This window comes from Xylophilus sp. PBN-3R (assembly GCF_057747805.1).
Map to the genome: position 1 here is coordinate 2,874,420 of NZ_CM173225.1, position 24,554 is coordinate 2,898,973.

At 64.5% G+C, this 24,554-nt stretch carries 22 protein-coding genes; 3 read left to right on the top strand and 19 right to left on the bottom strand.

The window, feature by feature from the left end; translation table 11 throughout:
* Positions 1-49: 49 nt before the first annotated feature.
* The gene (gene pstS, locus AC3ANW_RS13650; RefSeq protein ID WP_488341387.1) at positions 50-1,084 is read right to left on the bottom strand and encodes a phosphate ABC transporter substrate-binding protein PstS; all 1,035 of its coding nucleotides are present in this window, start codon (positions 1,082-1,084) and stop codon (positions 50-52) included.
* A 223-nt stretch (positions 1,085-1,307) separates the two neighbouring features.
* Here pstS and AC3ANW_RS13655 point away from each other — a divergent pair, with 223 nt between their 5' ends.
* Positions 1,308-2,807, top strand: a complete 1,500-nt coding sequence (locus tag AC3ANW_RS13655) for a Ppx/GppA phosphatase family protein (RefSeq protein ID WP_488341388.1) — start codon at positions 1,308-1,310, stop codon at positions 2,805-2,807.
* A gap of 33 nt (positions 2,808-2,840) precedes the next feature.
* Here AC3ANW_RS13655 and AC3ANW_RS13660 read toward each other — a convergent pair whose 3' ends face one another.
* The 7 genes from AC3ANW_RS13660 to AC3ANW_RS13690 form a co-directional block, all read right to left on the bottom strand.
* Complete coding sequence (locus AC3ANW_RS13660; protein WP_488341389.1) at positions 2,841-3,317, bottom strand: SixA phosphatase family protein; 477 nt, start codon at positions 3,315-3,317, stop codon at positions 2,841-2,843.
* Complete coding sequence (gene ppk1, locus AC3ANW_RS13665; protein WP_488345428.1) at positions 3,314-5,383, bottom strand: polyphosphate kinase 1; 2,070 nt, start codon at positions 5,381-5,383, stop codon at positions 3,314-3,316. Before ppk1 ends, AC3ANW_RS13660 begins: the two co-directional genes overlap by 4 nt.
* Positions 5,384-5,709: 326 nt before the next feature.
* Positions 5,710-6,555, bottom strand: coding sequence for a GNAT family N-acetyltransferase (locus AC3ANW_RS13670; protein WP_488341390.1), 846 nt, complete (start codon positions 6,553-6,555; stop codon positions 5,710-5,712).
* A 106-nt stretch (positions 6,556-6,661) separates the two neighbouring features.
* A complete protein-coding gene (gene glmM / locus AC3ANW_RS13675; protein WP_488341391.1) occupies positions 6,662-8,020 on the bottom strand; it encodes a phosphoglucosamine mutase in 1,359 nt (452 codons plus the stop codon).
* A 28-nt stretch (positions 8,021-8,048) separates the two neighbouring features.
* Entirely contained in the window at positions 8,049-8,888 is an 840-nt protein-coding gene (gene folP, locus AC3ANW_RS13680) for a dihydropteroate synthase (RefSeq protein WP_488341392.1), read from the bottom strand.
* Between the two features lie 98 nt (positions 8,889-8,986).
* A complete protein-coding gene (gene ftsH / locus AC3ANW_RS13685) occupies positions 8,987-10,912 on the bottom strand; it encodes an ATP-dependent zinc metalloprotease FtsH (RefSeq protein WP_488341393.1) in 1,926 nt (641 codons plus the stop codon).
* A gap of 166 nt (positions 10,913-11,078) precedes the next feature.
* Positions 11,079-11,747: an RlmE family RNA methyltransferase gene (locus tag AC3ANW_RS13690; RefSeq protein ID WP_488341394.1), complete on the bottom strand. Its 669-nt coding sequence runs from the start codon at positions 11,745-11,747 to the stop codon at positions 11,079-11,081.
* Positions 11,748-11,828: 81 nt separating this feature from the next.
* Here AC3ANW_RS13690 and AC3ANW_RS13695 point away from each other — a divergent pair, with 81 nt between their 5' ends.
* The gene (locus tag AC3ANW_RS13695; RefSeq protein ID WP_488341395.1) at positions 11,829-12,305 is read left to right on the top strand and encodes a YhbY family RNA-binding protein; all 477 of its coding nucleotides are present in this window, start codon (positions 11,829-11,831) and stop codon (positions 12,303-12,305) included.
* 14 nt (positions 12,306-12,319) lie between these two features.
* Positions 12,320-13,069, top strand: coding sequence for a glycosyltransferase (locus AC3ANW_RS13700; RefSeq protein ID WP_488341396.1), 750 nt, complete (start codon positions 12,320-12,322; stop codon positions 13,067-13,069).
* Here the strand turns inward: AC3ANW_RS13700 and AC3ANW_RS13705 are convergent.
* The 11 genes from AC3ANW_RS13705 to lpxD all read right to left on the bottom strand — a co-directional run bounded on the left by AC3ANW_RS13705 (position 13,054) and on the right by lpxD (position 24,551).
* The gene (locus AC3ANW_RS13705; protein WP_488341397.1) at positions 13,054-13,506 is read right to left on the bottom strand and encodes a DUF4149 domain-containing protein; all 453 of its coding nucleotides are present in this window, start codon (positions 13,504-13,506) and stop codon (positions 13,054-13,056) included. The genes AC3ANW_RS13700 and AC3ANW_RS13705 overlap by 16 nt on opposite strands.
* Before the next feature lie 8 nt (positions 13,507-13,514).
* A complete protein-coding gene (greA, locus tag AC3ANW_RS13710) occupies positions 13,515-13,994 on the bottom strand; it encodes a transcription elongation factor GreA (RefSeq protein ID WP_488341398.1) in 480 nt (159 codons plus the stop codon).
* 72 nt (positions 13,995-14,066) lie between these two features.
* Positions 14,067-14,939, bottom strand: coding sequence for a Kdo hydroxylase KdoO (kdoO, locus tag AC3ANW_RS13715; protein WP_488341399.1), 873 nt, complete (start codon positions 14,937-14,939; stop codon positions 14,067-14,069).
* An 18-nt stretch (positions 14,940-14,957) separates the two neighbouring features.
* The gene (gene carB / locus AC3ANW_RS13720) at positions 14,958-18,203 is read right to left on the bottom strand and encodes a carbamoyl-phosphate synthase large subunit (protein WP_488341400.1); all 3,246 of its coding nucleotides are present in this window, start codon (positions 18,201-18,203) and stop codon (positions 14,958-14,960) included.
* A complete protein-coding gene (gene carA, locus AC3ANW_RS13725) occupies positions 18,196-19,368 on the bottom strand; it encodes a glutamine-hydrolyzing carbamoyl-phosphate synthase small subunit (protein WP_488341401.1) in 1,173 nt (390 codons plus the stop codon). Before carA ends, carB begins: the two co-directional genes overlap by 8 nt.
* Positions 19,369-19,591: 223 nt before the next feature.
* Positions 19,592-20,362, bottom strand: a complete 771-nt coding sequence (locus AC3ANW_RS13730; protein ID WP_488341402.1) for a TrmH family RNA methyltransferase — start codon at positions 20,360-20,362, stop codon at positions 19,592-19,594.
* Positions 20,359-21,096: a ribonuclease HII gene (gene rnhB, locus AC3ANW_RS13735; protein WP_488341403.1), complete on the bottom strand. Its 738-nt coding sequence runs from the start codon at positions 21,094-21,096 to the stop codon at positions 20,359-20,361. The genes AC3ANW_RS13730 and rnhB overlap by 4 nt, the downstream gene beginning before the upstream one ends.
* Positions 21,068-22,222: a lipid-A-disaccharide synthase gene (gene lpxB / locus AC3ANW_RS13740; protein ID WP_488341404.1), complete on the bottom strand. Its 1,155-nt coding sequence runs from the start codon at positions 22,220-22,222 to the stop codon at positions 21,068-21,070. The genes rnhB and lpxB overlap by 29 nt, the downstream gene beginning before the upstream one ends.
* 4 nt (positions 22,223-22,226) lie before the next feature.
* Positions 22,227-23,024, bottom strand: a complete 798-nt coding sequence (gene lpxA, locus AC3ANW_RS13745) for an acyl-ACP--UDP-N-acetylglucosamine O-acyltransferase (RefSeq protein ID WP_488341405.1) — start codon at positions 23,022-23,024, stop codon at positions 22,227-22,229.
* 31 nt (positions 23,025-23,055) lie between these two features.
* Positions 23,056-23,496, bottom strand: coding sequence for a 3-hydroxyacyl-ACP dehydratase FabZ (gene fabZ / locus AC3ANW_RS13750; RefSeq protein ID WP_488341406.1), 441 nt, complete (start codon positions 23,494-23,496; stop codon positions 23,056-23,058).
* A 5-nt stretch (positions 23,497-23,501) separates the two neighbouring features.
* A complete protein-coding gene (lpxD, locus tag AC3ANW_RS13755; protein WP_488341407.1) occupies positions 23,502-24,551 on the bottom strand; it encodes a UDP-3-O-(3-hydroxymyristoyl)glucosamine N-acyltransferase in 1,050 nt (349 codons plus the stop codon).
* Positions 24,552-24,554: the final 3 nt, after the last annotated feature.

A 24,554-nucleotide genomic window follows, 5' to 3' on the forward strand; every position in this document is an offset into this window, starting at 1 on the left:
AAAGGGATGACCCGTCGAAAAACAGGCCATCCCCGGCAGTCCTATGGGGTCAGTGGAACGCCACGGCCTTGCCGGAACTGTCCTTGATGTTGGCCCACGACTTGTAGATCACTTCCTTGACCGAGGCGGGCATCGGCACGTAGTCCAGGTCGGTGGCGGTCTTGTCACCGCTCTTGTAGGCCCATTCGAAGAACTTCAGGGCGGTGGTGGCCTGGGCCGGCTTGTCCTGCGACTTGTGCATCAGGATGAAGGTGGCCGAGGTGATGGGCCATGCGGCCTTGCCCGGCTGGTTGGTCAGGATCTGGAAGAAGCTCTTGTTCCAGTCGGCACCGGCTGCGGCGGCCTTGAAGGTCTCGTCATCGGGAGCCACGGTGGCGCCGTCGGCGTTGACCAGCTGCGTGTAGGTCATCTTGTTCTGCTTGACGTAGGCGTACTCGACGTAGCCGATGGAGTCGGGCAGGCGGCTCACGAAAGCGGCGACGCCTTCGTTGCCCTTGCCACCCGCACCGGTGGGCCAGTTGACGGCGGTGCCTTCACCGACCTTCGACTTCCACTCGGCCGAAACCTTGCTCAGGTAGTTGGTGAAACCGAAGCTGGTGCCCGAGCCGTCGGCGCGGCGGACCACGGCGATGGGCGCGTCGGGCAGGGTCACGCCCGGGTTCAGTGCGACCACGGCGGCGTCGTTCCACTTGGTGATCTTGCCCAGGTAGATGTCGGCCAGCACGGTGCCGCTCAGCTTCAGCTGACCGGGAGCGATGCCCTTGATGTTCACGACCGGCACGATGCCGCCGATGACGGTGGGGAACTGAACCAGGTTCTTGGTGGCCAGCTCGGCGTCGGTCAGGGGCATGTCCGATGCACCGAAGTCGACGGTCTTGGCATCGATCTGTTTGATACCGGCGCCGGAACCGACGGACTGGTAGTTGATCTTGACGCTGGTGGCCTTGTTGTAGTCGGAAGCCCACTTGGAATACAGGGGGGCCGGGAAGCTGGCGCCTGCGCCGGTGGCTTCCGATTGCGCTTGGGCGGTCGTGGCGCCGAATGCCGCAAAAGCAGCCAGGATGGCGATCAGGGTCTTGTTCATGCGTTCCTTCTTTCGATGGGTAAGGGGACTGAAGCGAATGTAGGCAGCGTTCATGACAGCTTCGTGACGCAGATGACACGCCTTCGGAGGCGCCCGGATGCCTGTCACGCAAATGTCACAGGACCGTCCTAGCCTCGCGCGCACCCCGACTGGTCCTACACTCGTACAAAGCCTCGTTCCCGAGGTTGCCATCGCCTCACATCCCCTGAATTCCCCACCCGCCATGCAAGACGGTCTCCCACTCGCCGCCATCGACCTCGGCTCCAACAGTTTCCGTCTCGAGATCGGCCGCTTCGACAAGGACGGCCGTCTCCAGCGCATTCAATATCTCAAGGAAACCGTGCGCCTCGGCGGTGGGCTCGATGCAGCCGGCCGCATCTCGCTCGAAGCCATGCAACGGGGCTGGGACTGCCTCGCCCGATTCGGCGAACGCATCGGCGACTTCAGTTCGCGCCAGGTGCGAGCGGTGGCCACCCAGACATTGCGCGAAGCCACCAATAGGGCCGAATTCATCGAACGCGGCGCGCAGTTGCTCGGTTTTCCCATCGACGTGGTTTCCGGCCCCGAAGAAGCCCGCTTGATCTACCAGGGCGTGGCCCATCTGCTGCCGCCTTCGGAGGAACGCCGGCTGGTGGTGGATGTGGGTGGCCGCTCCACCGAACTGATCCTGGGCCTCGGCCTGGCCTCGAAATCGGTGGCGTCGTTTCCGGTCGGCAGCGTTGCCTGGTCCCAGCGCTATTTTCCGGGCGGCCGTTTCACCGCAGAAGCGTTCGCAGAAGCCGAGGTGGCAGCCCAGGCCGTGCTGGACGAGGCCCTGCAGGTCTTCAGCCGCGGCGCATGGGATGTGGCCTACGGCTCGTCCGGCACGGCCGGTGCGGTGGGCTCGCTCGGCCCGATGCTGGGCATGAAACCCGGCACCATCACTCGCAAGGGCCTGGCGGCGTTGCGCGACCTGCTGCTGCAGGCGAAGACCGTGGACGCCCTGCGCATCGAAGGCATGAAGGAAGACCGCCGCCCCGTCATCGGCGGTGGCGTGGCAGTTCTGCGCGCGGTGTTCGATCTGCTGGACATCGACGAGATGCAGGTCGCCCAGGGCGCCCTGCGCCAGGGTGCGCTGTACGACCTGCTCGACCGCGACCATCCGGGCACCGACCTGCGTGCCGCGACGGTCGATGCGCTGGCGCGGCGTTTCCAGGTCGACGAAGCCCAGGCCGCACGCGTCTCGCGCACGGCCACCACGCTGCTGCAGCCGCTGGTGCACGACGCCCACACACCGCAGGCCGAGCGTTACGCACGCAAGCTGCGCTGGGCGGCGCGCCTGCACGAGATCGGCTGCCTGGTGGCGCACGACGATGCCCACAAGCATGGCGCCTACATCCTGGCCCATGCCGATGCGCCGGGTTTTTCGATGCCGGAACTGGAACGCCTGTCCATGCTGGTGCTGGCGCAGCGCGGCAAGCTGCGAAAGGTCGAGACGCCACTGGTCGACGACGGTTTCGCCCGCCAGGCGCTGTGCCTTCGGCTCGCAGTTGCGCTGTGCCACGCACGCAAGGACCCGGATCTTTCGGGACTGAAGCTGGGTGCCGGCAAGGGCGACGGCGGCTGGACGCTGAGCTGGCCCGGCGCCTGGGAAAAACGCCATCCGCAGTCGGCCTACCTGCTGCGCGAAGAGGCCCAGGCCTGGCAGAAGACGGGCCGCAACCTGCAACTGGTCACAGCCTGAAAAAACACAGGGCGGTCAAAACCGCCCTGCCCTTCAAAGAAACTCCGGTGTCTGGACCGTGACCACCACGGTCTGCTCGGATTGTTCGCCGTCACGCGAACGGCTCCGGTGGCGCAACCACCAGACCGCACCCTTTCGGATGGCGCAGTCACTGGCCTGAAGTCCGAGCAACTGGGCGATGGTGCGGCCCAGCATCGGCTGGTGGCCCACCACCAGCACCGCGCCGCGCGCATGCGGCCACTGCACCACGCTCAACAGGTCTTCCGGCGTGCTTTCGGGCAGCAGTTCGGCGCGCAGCTTGTATTTGCGCCCCAGCGCGATGGCGGTCTGCTCGGTACGGCGCGCAGGGCTGGCCATCATGCGGACGCCTTCGGGCAGTTGCCGGTCCAGCCACTGCGCCATGCGCTGCGCCTGTTTCTCACCGCGCGCGGTAAGGGCGCGCTCCAGGTCCGGAACGTTTTCATCACGCTCTTCGGCTTCGGCGTGACGCCAGAAAATCAGATCCATCATGCAGTCCTTTCCCGCCGACGGGTCGGTGTTCGATATCGTTCCATGAGTGCCGCCTGGGCCGCGTGGCCACCGTCCGCCGGCGTTTCGGCGCAGCGGTATCGGCCGTCCGCGTCCAGCACCCAGGCATCGCGGGTGTCGTGCAGATAGGCGACCAGGCATTCGTCGACGATGCGCCGGCACAGCACCGGGTCACGCACCGGCCAGGCCAGTTCGACGCGGCGCAGCATGTTGCGGCTCATCCAGTCGGCGCTGGACAGGTAGAGGTCTTCGTTGTCCTCGTTCGGGCCGCTGCGGAAATAGAACACCCGGGTGTGTTCCAGGAAGCGGCCGATGACCGAGCGCACCTTGATGTTGCCAGTGGAACCCGGCCGCTGGGCCGGCAGCATGCAGGCGCCGCGGATGATGAGGTCGATCCGCACCCCGTCGCGGCCTGCGGCGATCAAGGCGGCGATCAGGCGTTCGTCGGTCAGCGCATTCATCTTGGCGACGATGCGGGCGTCATGGCCGGCACGGGCGGCGGCGGCGGTCTGTTCGATCTTCTCGATGAACCGGTCCTGCAGCTGGAACGGCGCCATCCACAGTCGCTTGAGCTTCGGCAACTGGTTCTGGCTGGCCAGGTGGGCGAAGACCGCGTCCATGTCGGCGGTCAGCGCTGAGTCAGCAGTGAGGTGGCTCAGGTCGGTGTACAGCCGCGCGGTGCGGGTGTTGTAGTTGCCGGTGGACAGGTGGCCGTAGCGGCGCAGCCGTCCGCCTTCGCGACGGGTCACCAGCAGCATCTTCGCGTGGGTCTTGAGGCCCACCACGCCATACACCACCTGGGCGCCGACGGACTCCAGCGCTTCGGCCCAGTTGATGTTGGCTTCCTCGTCGAAACGCGCCTTCAGCTCGACCACCGCTGTGACTTCCTTGCCGCGCCGCACCGCTTCGGTCAGCAGGTCGATCAGCACCGATTCGGAACCGGTCCGGTAGATGGTCTGCTTGATGGCCAGCACCTGCGGATCGTGCACGGCTTCGCGCAGGAAGTCGATGACACCGTCGAAGCTCTCGAACGGCTGGTGGATCATCACGTCGCGCTCCCGCAGCTGCGCAAAGATCGATGTGCCGACACGCAGGCCGGTCGGCTGTGTGGGCGTCCACCGCGGGTAGAGCATGGCGGGGTCGTTGACCAGGTCGACCAGTTGCATCAGGCGTACCAGGTTGACCGGCCCGTGCACCCGGTACAGCGCTGCGGCGGGCAGGCGGAACTGCTGCTGCAAAAAGTCGAGCAGATGTTGCGAGCATCCCGAAGAAACCTCAAGACGCACCGCCTGCCCGTAATGGCGCAGCGTCAGCCCGCGGCGCAGCGCCGTGCGAAGGTTGAGCACTTCGTCCTCGTCCACCGCCAGGTCGGAATGCCGTGTCACGCGGAACTGCGAGAACTCGGTCATCTGCCGTCCGGGGAACAGTTCGCTCATGTGAGCGCGGATGACACTCGACAACATGACGAAGGACGCACGGCCCCGCGCGACGTCGTCTGGCAGCCTGATGATGCGTGGCAGCACCCGCGGAACCTTCAGGATGGCGATCTCGTTTTCACGGCCGAAGGCGTCGGTGCCCTGCAGGCGGACGATGAAGTTGAGCGATTTGTTGGCCACCTGCGGGAACGGATGGGCCGGGTCGAGCCCGATCGGCACCAGCAGCGGCGCCACTTCACGGTGGAAATAGTCACGCACCCATTTGCGTTGCGCATGGTTGCGTGCGCCGTGCGACAGCAGATGGATGCCGCTGGCGGCGAAGGCAGGCACCAGGGCGTGGTTGTAGAGGGCGTACTGGCGCTCGACCAGTTCATGGGCTGCGTTGGCCAGGGTTTCGAAGGATGCGGAACCGTCGCCGGGCTTGTCACCTTCTGCCAGCGCCGCAGCCAGGTGCGGCGCGGCACGCACCTCGAAGAATTCGTCCAGGTTGGAAGACACGATGCACAGATAACGCAGACGCTCGAGCAGGGGGATGTCGGTGCGCTGCGCCCAGTGGAAGACCCGTTCGTTGAAGGCCAGGATGCTGCGATCGCGGTCGAGCAATGCCGGCATGGGCACGGCCGTGTCGAACGAGTCTGTCCGGGCGACCTCGCCGGCAATCGGGGTCGGTTGCGGGTCGGGCAAGGTGGACGTGGTTTCCTGTGCGGGCGGCGCGCCAGGCAAACCGGACGTACCGGGCGCATCGGTGGCGGACGGCGGCAATGGCGAATCGGAAGGTACGGGTGAAGAAGACGTCATCGCGGAGAAAGAATAAGACATCACTATGCAGGATGGCATCCTGGCACCATCGTGCGGTGAAGCATCTTCGAGCTTGCACCGGACATGTGACACGTCGGTGACATCAGCATGACAAGTTCCGGATCGCTTGTCTCCGGGTGTCATCCCAGGAAATGCCTGCGGTAACGCAGCGGAAGATCGGCGATCCGCATCAACATCGGCAGATCGGCGGTATTGAAGTCCGGATCCCAGGCCGGCGCACCGAGGACCTTGGCGCCGAGCCGCAGATAACCGCGAATCAGTGCCGGGGCTTCGACATCCAGGGTGTCATCCAGCCGCTCGACCGGCAGCGGCAACCGCGGCCATACCTGCATCTCGAACGCGGCCAGGTCGGTGGCACGCAGCTGGCGCCAGATGCTGGCGGCCACGTCGCCACTGACGACCCCGTTATGGACCATCGGGATGCTGGCGCAACCGATCATGGTGTCGAGCTGGTTGCGCACCATGAAACCGGCCAGCGCACCCCACAGCGCCATGATCACGCCGCCGCGGCGGTGGTCGCGGTGGACACAGCTGCGGCCGAGCTCGACCATACGGTCGCGCACGCCGCGCAGCCGCACCAGGTCGAATTCGGTGTCGCTGTAAAAACTGCCTGCGCGCCGGGCCTGGGCCGGAGTCAGCACGCGGTAGGTGCCGACCACCGGGCCGGCGTGGCCGGCTCGCACCAGCAGGTGTTCGCAGTAGTCGTCGAACAGGTCGATGTCGTGGCCCGGCACCGGCGTGTCGATACGCGCGCCCATCTCGCCGACAAAAACCTGATGGCGCAGCCGCTGGGCTTCACGCACCTCGTCGAGATGACGAGCCCAGCTGACCTGCAATTCGGTAACCACCACCGGTGCAACGGATGCCGGCAGCAGCGGCGCGATGGCCTTGGCCGGCAACAGGCTTGCGAGCCGCTGCGAGATCGGGGGAGACAGCGGGAAGGTGGGGCTGGGCAGTTCGCGCATGCACGGTCCTCGTATTGGATGGATACGAGCAAGTCTGTGCAACTCGAATGACATGTTCGTGGCGTCCGGGTGACGCCGGCATGACGCCCGGAAACCGGGTCCGAGCTCAGCGCTCCACGGCGTCCGCCAGGCGTTGGGCGCACGCCAGCGACAGCTGCGCATCACGCGCTTCGACCATCACCCGCAGCAGTGGCTCGGTGCCGCTCGCACGGATCAGCACCCGGCCTTCGTCGCCCAGGAGAGTCTCCACCGCGCGCCGTTCGGCCGCGAAGGCCAGCGTCTCCCGCCAGACGGTGCCGGGCTGCATGCGCACGTTGAGCAATGTCTGGGGATAGAGCGTGATTTCGGACAGCAACTCTGGCATGGTGCGGCCGCTGCGCAGGCATGCCTGCAGAACCTGCAGGGCGCTGATCAGGCCGTCGCCGGTGGTGTGCTGGTCGAGTGCCAGCAGGTGTCCGGAGCCTTCTCCGCCCAGCAGCCAGCCGCGGGCTTCCAGTTCTTCGAGCACATACCGGTCGCCGACCCGGGCGCGCACGAAATCGACACCACGCCGGCGCAGCGCGGTTTCGACCGCCATGTTGGTCATCAGGGTTCCGACGACACCAGGCGAAGGGTCCGAGGCTCCGGCGGCCACCAGCGGCTGACCGGAAGCCAGGCGGGCGCTGGCCACCAGGTACAGCAGTTCGTCGCCGTCATACAGGCGGCCCTGCCCGTCGACCATCTTCAGCCGGTCGGCATCGCCATCGAGTGCGATACCAAAATGCGCCCCGCGGCTGCGCACCTCTTCCACCAGCGCCTGCGGATGGGTGGCGCCTACACCGTCGTTGATGTTCAGGCCGTTGGGTGACACGCCGATGGAAAAGACCTCGGCACCCAGTTCGTGAAAGACCTGCGGTGCGATGTGGTACGCGGCGCCGTGCGCAGCATCAACCACGACCTTCAGGCCACGCAGGGTCAAAGCGTTGTCGAAGGTGCTCTTGCAGAATTCGATGTACCGGCCGGCCGCGTCGTCCAGCCGCCGGGCTTTGCCGATCACCCGCGAATCGGCCCATACGGGTGGCTGCTCCAGCGCTTCCTCGACCGCCAGTTCCCAGGCATCGTCCAGCTTGGCGCCCTGGGCGTTGAAGAACTTGATGCCGTTGTCGTCGAACGGGTTGTGGCTGGCACTGATGACCACCCCCAGGCTGGCGCGCAATGCACGGGTCAGGTAGGCGACGCCCGGCGTGGGCAGCGGGCCCAGCAGCACCACATCGACGCCGGCGGAATTGAAACCCGCTTCCAGCGCGCTTTCCAGCATGTAGCCCGAAACACGCGTGTCCTTGCCGATCATGACGCGGGGACGGCTTTCGGTGCGGCGAAGCACGCGGCCGACCGCATGAGCCAGGCGTAGGACGAAATCAGGCGTGATGGGCGATTGACCGACCGTACCGCGGATGCCGTCGGTACCGAAATATTGGCGAGACATGGATGTCGACTCCTTCAGATCTGCGGCTTCAAGACGCCGTCATTTGTTTTTGCATGGCGGCGGACACCTTCAGCGCCGCCACCGTTTCCATCACGTCATGCACCCGCACTACCCGGGCCCCCTGCTGAACGGCCAGCACGGCCGCGACCACGCTGGGTAGCATGCGTTCCTGCACCGGCAGTCCGGTAACCGCGCCCAGCGACGATTTGCGCGACCAGCCGGCCAGGATGGCATAGCCGGCCGGCACGGCATCCTGCTGGCGCGCCAGCAAGGCGAAGTTCTGCTCGACGGTCTTGCCGAAACCGACGCCCGGGTCCAGGGTGATGCGGTCGCGGGCGACCCCGGCGTCCTGCAGAAGGGCCGCCCGGGCTGCAAGAAAGTCGAAGACCTGCGGCACCACGTCACCGGACATGGGGGTTTGATGCATGGTCTGGGGTTCGCCGTTCATGTGCATCAGGCATACCCCGCAGCTGGGGTGGGCAGCGACAACCTCGACGGCGCCTGGTGCACGCAAGGCCCGGATGTCATTGACGATATCGGCCCCTGCATCCAGCACTGCCCGCATCACCTGGGTCTTCTGGGTGTCGACCGAAATGGGTACGCCATACGCCATGGCTGCCCGCACCAATGGCAGGACCCGTGCCAATTCGTCCTCGACCGAAACGACCGGGCTGCCGGGTCGTGTCGATTCACCCCCGATGTCCAGAATGTCCGCGCCTTCTCGCAACAACTTCTCGCAGTGACGCAGCGCAAGGGAAAGTTCCCCATGCCGGCCACCGTCGGAAAACGAGTCAGGCGTGATGTTGACGATGCCCATCACCCTCGGAACGGCGAGGTCGATGCGAAAGCGGGAGGTCTGCCAGAACATCGGCGATCAGATGAAGAATTGCAGTGGATGACAGATGCGAAAACGGGGCCTAAGCCCCGTTTTCATTCGATGCCTGCCGACTATGTCGGCGTCTGGTATCAAGCCGCTGTCGGCGCAGGTTCGGTATTGACCGCGGCGTTGCCACCGCCCGGCTTGTCACCGCCGTTGTTCGGCGGAATACGCGGTGTCCAGTCTTTCGGCGGACGGGGCTCGCGCCCGGCCATGATGTCGTCCAGCTGGTCGCTGTCGATGGTTTCCCATTCGAGCAGTGCCTTGGCCATGGCGTGCATCTTGTCGCTGTGTTCCTCGATGAGGCGGCGAGCCAGCGAATACTGTTCGTCGATGATGCGGCGCACTGCGTCGTCGACCTTCTGCATGGTCTGCTCGCTCATGTTGGTGGTCTTGGTCACCGAACGGCCCAGGAATACTTCACCTTCGTTCTCGGCGTAGACCATCGGGCCAAGGGCTTCGCTCATGCCGTACTTCATGACCATGTCGCGTGCCAGGTTGGTGGCGCGTTCGAAGTCGTTGGAAGCACCGGTGGTCATCTGGTGCATGAAGACTTCTTCGGCAATACGGCCACCGAACAGCATGCTGATTTGGTTCAGCATGTAATCACGGTCGTAGCTGTAGCGGTCTTGTGCCGGCAGGCTCATCGTCACACCGAGGGCGCGGCCACGAGGAATGATGGTCACCTTGTGGACCGGATCACACTTTGGCAACAGTTTGCCGATGAGGGCATGGCCGGACTCGTGGTACGCGGTGTTGCGGCGTTCTTCCTCGGGCATGACCATGCTCTTGCGCTCGGGGCCCATGAAGATCTTGTCTTTGGCGCGCTCGAAATCCTGCATCTCCACAGTGCGGGCACTGCGGCGGGCAGCCATCAGCGCGGCCTCGTTGCACAGATTGGCCAGGTCAGCACCGCTCATACCGGGGGTACCGCGGGCAATGACGGACGGATTCACGTCCTGACCCAGTGGAACCTTGCGCATGTGCACGTTCAAGATCTGTTCGCGGCCCCGGATGTCGGGCAGCGTGACGTAGACCTGCCGGTCGAAACGACCCGGACGCAGCAACGCGGCATCCAGGATGTCGGGGCGGTTGGTGGCGGCCACCACGATCACGCCCATGTTGGTTTCGAAACCGTCCATCTCGACCAGCATCTGGTTGAGGGTCTGTTCACGTTCGTCGTTGCCGCCGCCAAGGCCCGCACCGCGCTGGCGGCCGACGGCGTCGATTTCATCGATGAAGATGATGCAGGGTGCGTTCTTCTTGGCGTTGTCGAACATGTCGCGGACACGCGCCGCACCCACGCCGACAAACATCTCGACGAAATCGGAACCCGAAATGCTGAAGAAAGGAACCTTTGCTTCACCGGCGATCGATTTGGCCAGCAAGGTCTTGCCGGTGCCAGGTGGCCCGACCAGCAGCAGACCACGGGGAATCCGCCCACCCAGCTTCTGGAATTTCTGGGGATCCTTGAGGAAATCGACGACTTCCTTCACTTCTTCCTTGGCTTCGTCGCAGCCTGCGACATCGGCGAAGGTAACCGTGTTGTTGTTCTCGTCGAGCATGCGGGCCTTGCTCTTGCCGAAGCTGAACGCACCGCCCTTGCCGCCGCCCTGCATCTGGCGCATGAAATAGACCCAAACGCCGATCAGCAGCAGCATCGGCCCCCAGCTGATGAGCAGGGAAACCAGCAGCGAGCCTTCTTCGCGGGGCTTGACGTCGAACTTGACGTTGTTGGCGATCAGGTCGCCGACCAGGCCGCGGTCCAGGTAAGTTGCAGTTGTGCGGATCTTGCGATCGTCATTGGTGGTAGCGACGATTTCGCTACCGCCGCTCTGGCCTTCCTGAATGGTGGCGCTCTTGATGCGGCTGCCGCGCACTTCTTCAAGAAAATCCGAATAGCCGATATAGCCAGCGCTGGCATTGCCGCGCGCATCGAACTGTTTGAAGACAGTGAACAGCACCATGGCGATCACAAGCCAGACGGCGATCTTGGAAAACCACTGATTGTTCAAGCGAGGCTCCGGTCGGGTACGTGGGGGGACATCGATGACCTATGTGTGACGCATTCTAGGGGTTTCAAGGGGGGCGAACTGGAATTCGGGCCGCTGCGTCCCCAGGGAGTGCGCGGGCTTTCAGGGAATGAATCCGATTCGAAAGCTCGTGCGACTCGCGGAATCTTCAGGCCTGTGGCGACTCTTTCAGGCCGATGCCGACCAGGAAGGTTTCGGACGACTTGTCACGCGACGCCTTCGGTTTAATCGGCTTGACGACCTTGAAGACATTCTTGAATAGTTTGACGATCTCGTTGTAACCGCTGCCGTGAAAGACCTTCACCACGAGGGCACCCTCAGGCACCATGTGCGCCTGGGTGAATTCGACGGCGAGCTCGACCAGATGGGTGATACGGGCCGCGTCGGACGACTCGATGCCTGACAGATTGGGCGCCATGTCGGACACCACCACGTCGGCCAGCTTGCCCTCCATGGCTTCCTGCAACTGGGTCAGCATCTCGGGTTCGCGAAAGTCGCCCTGCAGGAACTGGACACCCTCGATGGGTGTCATGGGCAGCAGGTCGAGGGCGATGATCTTGCCGTCCAGCGCACCGACGGCCGCACCTTGCGGCGACAGCCGGCGGCGCAGGTACTGGCTCCACGCCCCGGGCGTGGAACCCAGATCGACCACGGTCTGGCCAGGCCGGATCAGGTGCAGCAGTTCGTCGATTTCCTTGAGTTTGTACGCGGCCCGGGCGCGGTATCCTTCCCGGGCGGCGAGCTTGACATAAGTGTCATTGACGTGATCGTTCAGCCAGGCCTTGTTGACCTTCTTGCTATTGGTTTTAACCTTCACTCTGTCTCCCCGAAATGCGCCGAAACGCGAAGAGAAAAGCCGGCATGTGGGGACATATGCATAAGCTTGGATAATACGGCCATGCCCCAGATTTCCCTGACCCCTGCCCAAAGGCGCGAAAAGCGCGCCGATGCCCACCACCTGAACGCCGTGGTGATCGTTGGATCCGACGGGCTGACGCCCGCCGTCCAGAAGGAGATCGACTCCGCGCTGAACTCCCACGGCCTCATCAAGGTGCGTGTCGCCTCGGATGACCGTGCCGGCCGCGAGCTGATGTTCCAGAGCCTCGCCGCCGACCTCAACGCTGCGCCCATCCAGCACATCGGCAAGTTGCTGGTGCTGTGGCGCGAACCGGTCGAGAAGATCCGCGCCGACGGCGGAGAAGACCGCATGCCCGGCCCGAAGGACGTCAAGGTGCTCAAATACGGCCGCGGCGGCCAGCGGCCCGAGGTCAAGACCTTGCGTGTGCTGGGTAACCAGCGCCTCACGCAAGGCGGCCAGGTCAAGCGTGTGAAGGTGCTGCAGAAATCGGTCAAGAAGCGGCAGCAGGCCGACTGAAAGACACCCTCGCAATGACTGCGACCGCAGGCCAGCGTTATGTGCTGTGCATGAAATGGGGCACGAAATACGGCCCCGAATACGTCAACAATCTCTACGGAATGGTGCGCCGCCACCTGGCGGGCGACTTCACCTTCGTCTGCCTGACCGACGATCCGGCAGGCATACGTCCGGAGGTGAAATGCCTGCCGATTCCGGAGATGCCGCTCAAGCCTGAAAAACCCGGCGTACCCGACCGGGCTTGGCGCAAGCTGAGCACCTTCACGGCGGATCTCCACGGCCTTCAGGGCACCGCGCTCTACCTCGATGTGGATGTGGTGGTGGTGGGAAGCCTGGACAGCTTCTTCACCCAGCCCGGCAAGTTCCTGATCATCAAGGACTACAAGCGGCCATGGCGTGTGACCGGCAATTCGTCGGTGTACCGGTTCGAGATCGGTGCCCATGCCGATGTACTGAGTTACTTCCACGCGCACGAGGACGAGATCCGCGCCAGGTACCGCAACGAACAGGCTTACCTTTCGGACTACCTGCACAAGCAGGGCAAGCTGGCCTATTGGAAGGCTTCCTGGTGCCCGAGCTTCAAGTACCACAGCATTCCGCGCTGGCCGCTGAACTATTTTGTGGAACCGTCCATTCCGGACGATGCACGGGTGGTGATCTTCCACGGCGAATGCAATCCGCCGGATGCCCTGCATGGGCAACGCAACCGGCGTTTCCGCTTCATCAAGCCTGCCGGCTGGGTGGCGGATTACTGGAAGGCCTGATCAGGCTTACGGGTCTCCGGCGCCAGCAGGCGCCAGAACGCCAGGCCAGCACAGGCCCACTGCAGAACATAGGAAGCAGTGCCGACCGCGTGCCACAGCTTCAGGTTCTCGCGGGCCACGATGCGCGGCGACACCGCGAACTCGCTCAGAAGGGCCAGCAGAACCCCGCCGAGAACCAGCGCGACCCAGGTAAAGGGTATCGGCGTGGCCGCATCGTCCTGCGCCTGCCCACGGCCTCTCGAAGCCATCAGCAGCAACATCGCGCAGACCACCGAGATCCACGTCTGCCCGCTGAAAAGCCGGGCTGCCATGTTGCCGGCCAGTGCCGCCGGCTGCAGGTGCGCGAACAGCATCGGCACGACGAAGAAACCGACCGCAGAAAGACTGCCCCACCACAGCGCAGCTGCCAGGCAGCACATGCGTCTGTTGTGAATCATGCCGATGCTCAGGCGTCGTAGCGGACGCCGACGACTTCGTAGGTGCGGGTGCCGCCCGGTGCCTGCACCGTGGCGGTGTCGCCTTCCTGTTTGCCGATCAGTGCGCGTGCGATGGGGCTGGACACGTTCACCAAACCCAGCTTCAGGTCGGCTTCGTCTTCACCGACGATCTGGTAGGTGACCTTGTCGCCCGAGTCTTCGTCTTCCAGTTCGACCGTGGCGCCGAACACCACGCGGCCGTCCGCGTCCACCGTGCTCGGATCGATGATCTGCGCCGCGGACAACTTGCCTTCGACCTCCTGGATACGGCCTTCGATGAACCCCTGGCGGTCCTTTGCGGCGTCGTATTCGGCGTTTTCGCTGAGATCGCCCTGGGCACGCGCCTCGGCGATGGCCTGGATGATCGCGGGACGTTCGACAGTCTTCAACTTGTGCAGTTCGCTCTTCAGTTTTTCAGCACCGCGTTTGGTGATGGGAATGGTCGCCATGTGTTTCTTCTCTCCAAAAACAAAACGCCGGACGGGGAAGGTCCGGCGGTGAAATGAGGGGGCCTGGAGCGCTTAGGGAACAAGCGCATGCCCCGCCAGCCGCGTCAGGATCGCGAGCGGGCTGGAGCCAGGATTGTATTGCGCCTCGGCAGGCAAATGGAGCGTCTGCTCGAGCATGAACTGGCCGCCCATCACCGCATGCGGTGTCTGGTCGGAGAAACACACCCAGGCCGATCCGGCGGCAAACGGCATCGTGAGTTGCGGAGCGTCCTTTTGGTACCCCGCGTCGCCCTTCATGCCATCGTGCAATTGCAGCATCAGGTGGTCGTATTCGCTGCGCAAGGACTTGGTGATGCCCAGCGTCTTCAGCAGTTGCGCCTGCCAGCGGGCATAGGGTTTTGCCCGCGGAAGAAACTTCTCCGCCACGTCTTCGAAAGGCTCGCCGACACGCCAGGTGCGAGGCTGGCCCTGCGGATTGATGTTGGCAAACACCCGCAGGATGCGTTCACCGCGGTTCGGCCGCGACGGAAACGCATCGACATGCAGCCGACGGTCGTCCGCCCGCCACGACTGCGCGCGAGTCTCGACCTGCGTCGGCCTGAAGCTGGTGGGTGCCAGCCTCAGGTGCGGCGTGTAGTCAGGCAGCAAGCCGTGCACAAGGGCCTGCGCCTGCGTCCTGAAACGGCCGATCATGTCGGCCAGCCACTGCCGCTCCTCGGCGCTTCCGGCAGCGCCTTTCAGCATGCCCTGCGCATCCAGGCTGACGTTGCGCTTGCCTTCGGCCAGCATGTCGGGGCGCAGCAGTCCGACCTCTTGCGGCCACAGGTTGAAGTGAAGCTTCGGAAAGTACAGCACCTTGCCGGCCTCGACCGCAGCGATCAGCGCGGGATCGGCCTTCGCCGCCTGCCAGTCCGCCAGGTCGAGTTCGAGTATCTGTTTTTCCATCGGCTGCACCCTGCCCGTTCAAGCCGTGAGTTGCGCGTGCATTTCCTGCACCGAGATCACACCCAGCTTGTCGACATGGGCCAGGCCTTCCACCGCCGCCTCGGCACCCGAGATGGTGGTGAAGGTGGTGACACGGGCCAGCAGCGACGAAGTACGGATCTGGCGCGAATCGGAGATCGCGTTGCGGCGCTCTTCGACCGTGTTGACCACCATCACGATCTCGTTGTTCTTGATCATGTCGACCACGTGCGGACGGCCTTCAGTGACCTTGTTGACCACCTCGACCGGAATACCGGCAGCCGAAATGGCCGCCGCGGTGCCCTTGGTCGCCACCAGGGTGAAGCCCTGGGCCACCAGTTGGCGCGCGACTTCGACGGTACGCGGCTTGTCGTTGTTCTTGACGGTCAGGAACACCTTGCCTTCACGCGGCAGCTTGGTGCCGGCGCCGAGCTGGCTCTTGACGAAGGCTTCTCCGAAGGTCTTGCCCACACCCATGACTTCACCAGTCGACTTCATTTCCGGGCCGAGGATGGTGTCCACGCCAGGGAACTTCACGAACGGGAACACGGCTTCCTTGACACTGAAGTAAGGCGGGTTCACTTCCTTGGTGACGCCCTGCGAGGCCAGCGACTGGCCGGCCATGCAGCGTGCCGCCACCTTGGCCAGCTGCACGCCGGTCGCCTTGCTGACGAAGGGCACGGTGCGAGACGCACGCGGATTGACTTCCAGCACGAAAATCACGTCCTGGCCATCGACCTGCTGGATGGCGAACTGCACGTTCATCAGGCCGACCACGTTCAGCGCGCCGGCCATGGCCGACGACTGGCGCTTCAGCTCGTCGACCGTGGCGGCCGACAGGTAGTACGGCGGCAGCGAACACGCCGAGTCACCGGAGTGAACCCCGGCCTGCTCGATGTGTTCCATCACGCCACCGATGAAGGTGGCGCCGGTGTTGTCGCGGATGCAGTCCACGTCGCACTCGATGGCATCGTTCAGGAAGCGGTCCAGCAGCACCGGGGAGTCGTGGCTGACCTTGACGGCTTCACGCATGTAGCGCTCGAGGTCGCGTTGTTCGTGCACGATTTCCATCGCGCGGCCGCCCAGCACATAGCTCGGGCGAACGACCAGCGGATAACCCAGCGCAGCAGCCTTTTCGAGCGCTTCCGGCTCGGTGCGGGCGGTTGCGTTAGGCGGCTGGCGCAGTCCGAGTTCGTGCAGCAGTTTCTGGAAACGTTCGCGGTCTTCTGCGGCGTCGATCATGTCGGGCGTGGTGCCGATGATCGGCACGCCTTCGGCCTCTAGGCCGAGGGCCAGCTTCAGCGGCGTCTGGCCGCCGTACTGCACGATCACACCGACCGGCTTTTCCTTGTCGACGATCTCCAGCACGTCTTCCAGCGTCAGCGGCTCGAAGTACAGGCGGTCGGAAGTGTCGTAGTCGGTGGAAACCGTTTCGGGGTTGCAGTTGACCATGATGGTTTCGTAGCCGTCTTCGCGCATGGCGAGGGCAGCGTGGACGCAGCAATAGTCGAACTCGATGCCCTGGCCGATGCGGTTCGGGCCACCGCCCAGCACCATGATCTTCTTGTTGTTGGTCGGAGCCGCTTCGCACTCTTCCTCATAGGTTGAGTACATGTAGGCGGTGTCGGTGGCGAACTCGCCCGCGCAGGTGTCGACCCGTTTGTAGACCGGACGCACATTCAGGGCACGGCGGGCTTCACGCACGGCTTTTTCCGTCGTGTGCAGCAGCTTGGCCAGGCGGCGATCCGAGAATCCCTTGGACTTCAGCGTGCGCAGCGTGCCGGCGTCTATCGCCGCCAGCGCGCGGTCACCCTTGTCGATGGCCAGTTGGTCCAGTTCGAGTTCGATCTTCACGATCTCTTCGATCTGCACCAGGAACCACGGGTCTATCTTGGTCAGCGCGAAGACCTCGTCCACGCTCATGCCGAGGCCAAAGGCGTCGCCCACGTACCAGATGCGCTCGGGACCGGGCTCGCCCAGTTCCTTTTCGAGTACTTCGCGGTCCTTGGTCTTTTCGTTCATGCCGTCCACGCCGACTTCCAGCCCGCGCAGGGCTTTCTGGAAGGACTCCTGGAATGTGCGGCCCATGGCCATGACTTCGCCGACCGACTTCATCTGCGTGGTCAGGCGGCTGTCTGCCGTGGGGAACTTCTCGAACGCGAAACGCGGGATCTTGGTGACCACGTAGTCGATGCTGGGCTCGAACGATGCCGGGGTCGCGCCGCCGGTGATGTCGTTGCGCAGTTCGTCGAGCGTGTAGCCGATGGCGAGCTTGGCCGCCACCTTGGCGATCGGGAAACCGGTCGCCTTGGATGCCAGCGCCGACGAACGCGACACGCGCGGGTTCATTTCGATGACGACCATGCGGCCGTCGACCGGGTTGATGGAGAACTGCACGTTCGAACCGCCGGTGTCGACACCGATCTCGCGCAGCACGGCCAGCGAGGCGTTGCGCAGGATCTGGTATTCCTTGTCGGTCAGGGTCTGGGCCGGTGCCACCGTGATGGAATCGCCGGTGTGCACGCCCATCGGATCCAGGTTCTCGATCGAGCAGACGATGATGCAGTTGTCCGCCTTGTCGCGGACCACTTCCATTTCGTACTCTTTCCAGCCGAGCAGCGATTCTTCGATCAGCAGTTCGTTGGTCGGCGAGGCTTCCAGGCCGCGCTTGCAGATCACTTCGAATTCTTCTGCGTTGTAGGCGATGCCGCCACCGGTGCCGCCCAGCGTGAAGCTCGGCCGAATGACGGTCGGGAAACCCAGGCCTTTCTGCACCGACCAGGCTTCGTCCATGGAGTGCGCGATGCCCGACCGGGCCGAGCCCAGGCCGATCTTGGTCATCGCGTCCTTGAACTTCAGGCGGTCTTCGGCCTTGTCGATGGCTTCGGGCGTGGCGCCGATGAGTTCGACCTCGTACTTGTCGAGCACGCCGTTGTGCCATAGGTCCAGCGCGCAGTTGAGCGCGGTCTGGCCGCCCATGGTCGGCAGGATGGCGTCGGGGCGTTCCTTGGCGATGATCTTCTCGACCGTCTGCCAGGTGATGGGCTCGATGTAGGTGACGTCGGCGGTGGCCGGGTCGGTCATGATCGTCGCGGGGTTGCTGTTGATCAGGATGACCTTGTAGCCCTCTTCGCGCAGCGCCTTGCAGGCTTGCACGCCGGAGTAGTCGAACTCGCAGGCCTGACCGATGACGATCGGGCCGGCGCCGATGATGAGGATGGATTTGAGGTCTAGGCGCTTAGGCATTTTTCTGCTTGTCCATCAGGGCTGCGAAGCGGTCGAACAGATAGGAAATATCGTGGGGACCGGGGGAGGCTTCCGGGTGACCCTGGAAGCAGAAAGCGGGCTTGGACGTGTGGGCCAGGCCCTGCAGCGTGTTGTCGAACAGGCTGATGTGGGTGGCACGCAGCGTGGCGGGCAGCGTGTCGGCATCGACCGCGAAGCCGTGGTTCTGGCTGGTGATGCTGACCCGGCCGTTGTCCAGGTCCTTGACCGGATGGTTGGCGCCGTGATGGCCGAACTTCATCTTGTAGGTCCTGGCGCCCATGGCCAGGGCCATGATCTGGTGGCCCAGGCAGATGCCGAAGGTGGGTATGCCGGCTTCGATGAGTTCGCGTGCAGCGGCCACTGCGTAATCGCAGGGTTCCGGATCGCCGGGGCCGTTGGCCAGGAACACACCGTCGGGTGCCAGCTTCATCACCTCGGCAGCGCTGGTCTGCGCCGGCACCACGGTGATCTGGGCGCCGCGCTCGGCCATCATGCGCAGGATGTTCTTCTTGACGCCGAAGTCGAACGCCACCACATGGTGGCGCGGCGCGATCTGCATGCCGTAGCCTTCGCCGAGCTTCCATTCGGACTGCGTCCACTCGTACGGCGCCTTGACGCTGACCACCTTGGCTAGGTCGAGGCCAGCCATGCTGGGCGCGCCTTTGGCTTGTGCGACGGCGCGGTCGATCTGGCCCTGTGTCGGCACCTCGCCAGCCGCCAGGCCGACGATGCAACCGTTCTGCGCGCCCTTGCTGCGCAGGTGGCGGGTCAGCTTGCGGGTATCGATGTTGGCGATGGCGACGGTGTTTTCGCGCACCAGGTACTGGTGCAGCGTGACCGTCTTGCGGAAGTTGGAAGCGACGAGCGGCAGGTCCTTGATGATCAGACCTGCGGCGTAGACCTTGTCGGCTTCGATGTCCTCGTCGTTGACCCCGTAGTTGCCGATGTGCGGGTACGTCAGGGTGACGATCTGCTGGCAATAGCTGGGGTCGGTGAGGATTTCCTGGTAGCCGGTCATGGCGGTGTTGAACACCACTTCACCGACGGTGGAGCCCGTGGCTCCGATCGAATTGCCGAGAAAGACTGTGCCGTCTGCAAGCGCCAGGATGGCGGAAGGGAATTGACCCTGTAGAGACAAGAGCACTGGGTTCTCCGGATGGTTACGGTGCGGCCCGGCGCGGCTCCACACCCGTGCAAGGGGTGCAGAAATGGCTGCTCGTCGATAGGGAGGAGGCTTCGCTGCGGCGGGGCGACGCGATTAAGAAAAGCCCCCGATTATAGCCGCACCGAACCGATGCCCCAAAGCCTCCAGGCGCATTCATCCATGCACGACATGCATGACGGCGTCATGTCGAACGGGCGGTTCGTCAGCGGGCGGCGCCGCTGGCGTGAAGGCAGATGGCGGCGGCGGCGGCGACATTCAGCGACTCCTCACCGCCTGGCTGCGCGATGCGGATATGTTGTGCCGCCAACGCCTCCAGCGCGGATGAAACCCCCTGCCCTTCGTGACCCAGCAACCAGGCGCAGGGCCAGGAAAAGGATGCGCGGTGCAGAAGGTCACCGGCATGCGAACTGGTGGCCAGCACCGGAACCTTCAGCTGGGCGATGTCCTCCACTGCCAGGCCCTCGACCAGCTTGAGACCGAAATGCGCACCCATGCCGGCCCGCAACACTTTCGGCGCCCACAGCGCCGCGGTGCCCTTGATGGCCAGGATCTGGCCGAAACCGAAGGCGGCTGCGCTGCGGATGATGGAGCCCACATTGCCGGCGTCCTGCACCCGGTCGAGCACTACCGAAGCCATGGTGGCATCGACGACCGGCACCACCGGCAGGTCCATGACGAAACCCATCGGCGCGGGGGATTCCAGGCTGCTGATATCACCCAGCAAGGCGTCGGCCACGATCACGTTGCGACCGGCCGCCAAGCTGAACTCCCCCCGGAAACGCGGCCACGCGCTTTCTCCGAAGACACCGATGGCCGGCTTCCATCCGCGTGCCAGCGCAGCACGCGCGAGATGGTCACCCTCGATCCACACCTTGCCGACCTTGCGATAGGCATTGTTGTCCTGGGCCAGCTTGCGCAGCTCACGCACCAGCGGGTTGTCGCGCGAGGCGATCTGGATCGGGCCTTCGTTCATGCAGCACGCGCCAGGCGGCGGCGACGCACAGGCGGAATGACGGGTTTGAGCAAGGGGTCGTCCTGTGAATCCAGTGGCATGAGAGCGGGAAACGCCTGGGGCAGCGGCGCACGGGGCGCCAGATGCACCGCGGCCACGGGCGCGAACGAACGGCGGTGGTGTTCGCTGGCGCCGTGCTGCCGCAATGCGGCCAGGTGTTCAGCGGTGCCGTATCCCTTGTGTCTGGCGAAGCCGTAATGCGGGTATTGCAGGTCGAGATCCTGGCAAAGCCGGTCGCGATGCACCTTGGCCAGGATGGACGCGGCCGAGATCGATTGCACCAGCGCATCACCCTTCACGATGGCCTCGGCCAGCACGTCGAGCGTGGGCAGGCGGTTTCCATCCACCAGCACCTTGGCCGGCTTGAGCCGCAGGCCCATCACCGCCCGGCGCATGGCCAGCATGGTGGCCTGCAGGATGTTGAGGCTGTCGATCTCTTCGACGCTGGCCATGCCGATGGCGCAACACAGGGCACGCTCCCGGATCTGGTCGTGCAGCCGGTCGCGTTGCAGCGCGGTCAGCACCTTGGAGTCGGCGAGGCCGGCGATGCGGCTGGGGTGGTCGAGAATGACCGCCGCGGCGACCACCGGCCCGGCCAGCGGGCCGCGGCCGGCCTCGTCCACGCCCGCCACCAGGCCGGGGACATCCCACAGCAGCGAGGACTGCTCAGGCTTCGAGGACTTTTTGGACGGCATCTGCGCAGAGGGCGGGCGTGTCGCGCAGCAATTCGTGGTGCAACGCTGTAAATCGATCTGTGAGGGCGGTCATTTTCTCAGGGTTTGCCCACCAATCAAGCACCGCGTCGGCCATTGCGCGGGGCGTGGCCTGGTCCTGCAGCAATTCGGGCACGACGAAGTCGCGGCACAGGATATTGGGCAGTCCGACCCAGGGCTGGAGGCGCTTGGGCGCCATCAGCTTCCAGGACAGCCAGTGCATGTTGTACGCGATGACCATCGGGCGCTTGAACAGCGCGGCTTCGAGGGTGGCGGTACCGCTGGCGATCAGCGTGGCGTCGCATGCGGCCAGCACCGCATGCGAGCGGCCTTCGACGATCTGAACGGCGTCGGCCATGCCTGCGCCGGCAGCGGCCCGGACGATACGTTCGCGCAAGGCCGGAATCGCCGGCACCACGAAGCGCATGTCGGGCCGCTCTGCACGCAGCAGCCTGCAGGCCTCGAAGAACCGCGGGGCCAGATACTGGACCTCGGAAGCCCGGCTGCCGGGCAGCACCGCCAGCAGCGGCGCGCCGTCGGGCAAACCCAGTGCGGCACGCGCCGCAGCACGATCGGGCACCAGCGGGATCACGTTGGCCAGCGGATGGCCGACATAGGTGGCGGCGATGCCATGACGAGCCAGAAGCTCGGGCTCGAACGGAAAGATGCACAGCACGTGGTCCGTGCTGCGCCTGATCTTCTCGACCCTCTGGGGCCGCCATGCCCAGACGGACGGTGCGACGAAATGCACACAGGGAACGCCTGCGGCACGCAGATCGGCCTCCAGGTCGAGGTTGAAATCGGGCGCGTCCACGCCGATGAAGACTCTGGGTTTGTCGGCCAGCAAACGGTCGCGCAGCTGGCGTCGGATGCCGACGATCTCACGGTAGTGCCGCAGCACCTCGACATAGCCGCGGACGGCCAGTTTGTCGCTCGGCCACCAAGCACTGAAACCACGTTTAGCCATTTGCGGGCCGCCGATGCCATAGCTCGACATCTCGGGCCAGCGCGCCTTGAGGCCGTCGAGCAGCAGGCCGGCGAGCAGGTCACCCGAAGTCTCGCCCGCGACCAGCGCGACCGAAAGTGGCGCCGGTGTCTGATCGTTCATCAGACTACCGGACGATGCCGCGGGTGGGCGCCACGTCGCTCAGGAAGCCCAGCATCATGTCGACATCGGGCTGCGACCCGGCGAACCGTGCAGGCAATTCGGCGATGCGTTCCTGCGCGTCTTCCAGCGTCAGGCCGTCGCGGTACAAGGCCTTGTGCATGGCCTTCACGCCGGCAATGCGGTCGGCCGAAAAACCACGCCGGCGCAGGCCTTCGAAGTTCATCGAACGCGCGCCGGCCGGCTGGCCCTGGCTCATGACGAACGGCGGCTGGTCGGCGAACAGCAGCGAACACATGGCGGTCATGCCATGTGCGCCGATCCGCACGAACTGATGCACGACGGTGAAGCCGCCTAGGATCACCCAGTCACCCACTTCCACATGACCGGCCAGCTGCGAGTTGTTGGCGAAAATGGTGTGGTTGCCCACGATCACGTCATGTGCGAGGTGCACGTAGGCCATGATCCAGTTGTCGTTGCCCACCCGGGTGACCGCCAGACCACCGGGCGAACCGATGTTGAAGGTGCAGAACTCGCGGATGGTGTTGCGGTCGCCGATGATCAGTTCGCACGGCTCGCCCGCGTACTTCTTGTCCTGCGGAACCGCACCCAGCGAATTGAACTGAAAAATGCGGTTGTCGCGACCGATGGTGGTGTGGCCGTCGATCACGCAATGCGCGCCGACCGTCGTGCCCGCACCGATCTTCACGTTCGGGCCGATCACGGTGTAGGGGCCGATCTCGGCCGAGGGATCGATCTGCGCTCCAGGCGCGACAATGGCCGTCGGATGGATGGAACTACTCAACAAGAACTCCTCGCCAGACGCATCGGATGCGTCAGGCAATGGTGCGCATGGTGCACATCAGCTCTGCCTCGCAAGCCAGTTCGCCAGCTACGCGGCTGATGCCCTTGAACTTGAAGATGCCGGCCTTCATGCGCTCCAGCGTGACTTCCATCACCAGTTGGTCGCCCGGCTCGACCGGCCGCTTGAAACGTGCGCCGTCGATGCCTGCGAAGTAATACACCGTCTTGTCGTCGGGCGTGACACCCAGCGTATCGAACGACAGCAACGCGGCGGCCTGAGCCATGGCTTCCAGGATCAGCACACCCGGCATGACGGGGCGGTGCGGGAAGTGGCCGGTGAAGAAAGGCTCGTTGATCGTCACGTTCTTGAGCGCGACGATACGTTTGCCCTTTTCGATCTCGGTCACCCGGTCCACCAGCAGGATGGGGTAACGGTGGGGCAACTGCTTGAGGATCTGGTGAATGTCCAACATGGGATTCAGGATTCGTTGTTCTGGGTGTTCTGGGAATAGACCTGCTCGAGCGCCTTGATGCGGTCGCGCAGACTGTGGAGTTGCCGCAGCGTGGCCGCGTTTTTCTCCCAGCTCTTATTGTCATCGATTGGAAACACGCCGCTGTACTGGCCCGGCTGGCGTATCGAGCGCATCACCACGGATGCCGCCGATATGTGCACGTGGTCGGCCAGCGTGAGGTGACCGAGCACCACCGCGCCGCCGCCCACGGTGCAATAGGCGCCGATGACGGCACTGCCTGCGACTCCCGCATTGCCGGCCAGCGCACTGTGGCGCCCGATGCGGACGTTGTGGGCGATCTGCACCAGGTTGTCGATCTTGACGCCGTCCTCGATCACGGTGTCGTCGAGCGCCCCGCGGTCTATGCAGCTGTTCGCCCCGATCTCGACATCGTTGCCGACGCGGACCGCGCCCAGCTGCTCGATCTTGATCCACTCGCCCTGCTGTTGCGCAAAACCGAAGCCGTCTGCACCGATGACCACACCCGAATGCACAATGCAACGTTCGCCGATGCTGCAGTCCTCGCCCAGAGTGACACGAGCCGAAAGCACGGTCCCGGCGCCGACCGAAGCGCCCCGCTCGATCACGCACATGGGACCGATGGACGCGCCAGGATGCACGTTCGCGGCCGCATCGACCACGGCAGTCGGGTGAATGCCGGTCGGTCGGCCGCGGCCGAGATGACGCTTCCACAGCTGGGTCAGCCGGGCGAAATAGACATAGGGAGATTCGGTAACGATGCAGGCCACACCCGCACCACGGCTCAGCGCGGCTTCGGCGAAAGCCGGTGCCACGATGACACAGCCGGCACGCGAAGCGGCCAATTGCTGGGCGTATCTGGGATGGCTGAGAAAGGCGATGTCGGCCTGCTCGGCGGTTTCGAGCGGCGATATGCCGCTAACAGCCAGGTCACGGGCACCGCGCAGATCGCCGCCGAGTTGGGCGACGATGCTGGACAAGGGCAATGCGACGGCCTTGCGGCTCTCATTGCCGGCGATGCCGGGACTGGACGACACCGA

Excerpts from the sequence above, each read along its gene's own strand:
- pstS (WP_488341387.1), bottom strand. The coding sequence starts at position 1,084 with ATGAACAAGACCCTGATCGCCATCCTGGCTGCTTTTGCGGCATTCGGC.
- AC3ANW_RS13655 (WP_488341388.1), top strand. The coding sequence starts at position 1,308 with ATGCAAGACGGTCTCCCACTCGCCGCCATCGACCTCGGCTCCAACAGT.
- AC3ANW_RS13660 (WP_488341389.1), bottom strand. The coding sequence starts at position 3,317 with ATGATGGATCTGATTTTCTGGCGTCACGCCGAAGCCGAAGAGCGTGAT.
- ppk1 (WP_488345428.1), bottom strand. The coding sequence starts at position 5,383 with ATGCCGGCATTGCTCGACCGCGATCGCAGCATCCTGGCCTTCAACGAA.
- AC3ANW_RS13670 (WP_488341390.1), bottom strand. The coding sequence starts at position 6,555 with ATGCGCGAACTGCCCAGCCCCACCTTCCCGCTGTCTCCCCCGATCTCG.
- glmM (WP_488341391.1), bottom strand. The coding sequence starts at position 8,020 with ATGTCTCGCCAATATTTCGGTACCGACGGCATCCGCGGTACGGTCGGT.
- folP (WP_488341392.1), bottom strand. The coding sequence starts at position 8,888 with ATGTTCTGGCAGACCTCCCGCTTTCGCATCGACCTCGCCGTTCCGAGG.
- AC3ANW_RS13695 (WP_488341395.1), top strand. The coding sequence starts at position 11,829 with ATGCCCCAGATTTCCCTGACCCCTGCCCAAAGGCGCGAAAAGCGCGCC.
- AC3ANW_RS13700 (WP_488341396.1), top strand. The coding sequence starts at position 12,320 with ATGACTGCGACCGCAGGCCAGCGTTATGTGCTGTGCATGAAATGGGGC.
- AC3ANW_RS13705 (WP_488341397.1), bottom strand. The coding sequence starts at position 13,506 with ATGATTCACAACAGACGCATGTGCTGCCTGGCAGCTGCGCTGTGGTGG.
- greA (WP_488341398.1), bottom strand. The coding sequence starts at position 13,994 with ATGGCGACCATTCCCATCACCAAACGCGGTGCTGAAAAACTGAAGAGC.
- kdoO (WP_488341399.1), bottom strand. The coding sequence starts at position 14,939 with ATGGAAAAACAGATACTCGAACTCGACCTGGCGGACTGGCAGGCGGCG.
- carB (WP_488341400.1), bottom strand. The coding sequence starts at position 18,203 with ATGCCTAAGCGCCTAGACCTCAAATCCATCCTCATCATCGGCGCCGGC.
- AC3ANW_RS13730 (WP_488341402.1), bottom strand. The coding sequence starts at position 20,362 with ATGAACGAAGGCCCGATCCAGATCGCCTCGCGCGACAACCCGCTGGTG.
- rnhB (WP_488341403.1), bottom strand. The coding sequence starts at position 21,096 with ATGCCGTCCAAAAAGTCCTCGAAGCCTGAGCAGTCCTCGCTGCTGTGG.
- lpxB (WP_488341404.1), bottom strand. The coding sequence starts at position 22,222 with ATGAACGATCAGACACCGGCGCCACTTTCGGTCGCGCTGGTCGCGGGC.
- fabZ (WP_488341406.1), bottom strand. The coding sequence starts at position 23,496 with ATGTTGGACATTCACCAGATCCTCAAGCAGTTGCCCCACCGTTACCCC.